The 376-nt window shown below is 69.4% G+C and carries 1 protein-coding gene; it reads left to right on the top strand.

The window, feature by feature from the left end; translation table 11 throughout:
- A partial coding sequence (locus NBY69_RS34675) for a carboxyl transferase domain-containing protein (protein ID WP_284350148.1) occupies nucleotides 1-376 on the top strand: 376 nt, incomplete at both ends.

Raw genomic sequence — 376 nt, 5'->3', positions numbered from 1 at the left:
GGCACCGGGCGACGGGGTTCGGTCTGGAGGCGAAGAAGCCGTACACGGATGGTGTGATCACCGGGTGGGGCACGGTCGACGGCCGGACGGTCTTCGTCTATGCGCACGACTTCCGGATCTTCGGCGGCGCGCTGGGCGAGGCGCACGCCACGAAGATCCACAAGATCATGGACATGGCGATCTCGGCGGGTGCGCCGCTGGTGTCGCTGAACGACGGTGCGGGCGCCCGTATCCAGGAGGGTGTCTCGGCGCTCGCCGGGTACGGCGGCATCTTCCAGCGCAACACCAAGGCGTCCGGGGTCATCCCGCAGATCTCGGTGATGCTCGGCCCGTGCGCGGGCGGCGCCGCCTACAGTCCGGCGCTCACCGACTTCGT

The sequence above is a fragment of the Streptomyces sp. A 4/2 genome (genome assembly GCF_940670765.1).
GTDB lineage: Bacteria > Actinomycetota > Actinomycetes > Streptomycetales > Streptomycetaceae > Streptomyces.
The sequence above is the reverse complement of the archived record's forward strand: the minus strand, read 5'-3'. Positions and strand labels throughout refer to the sequence as shown.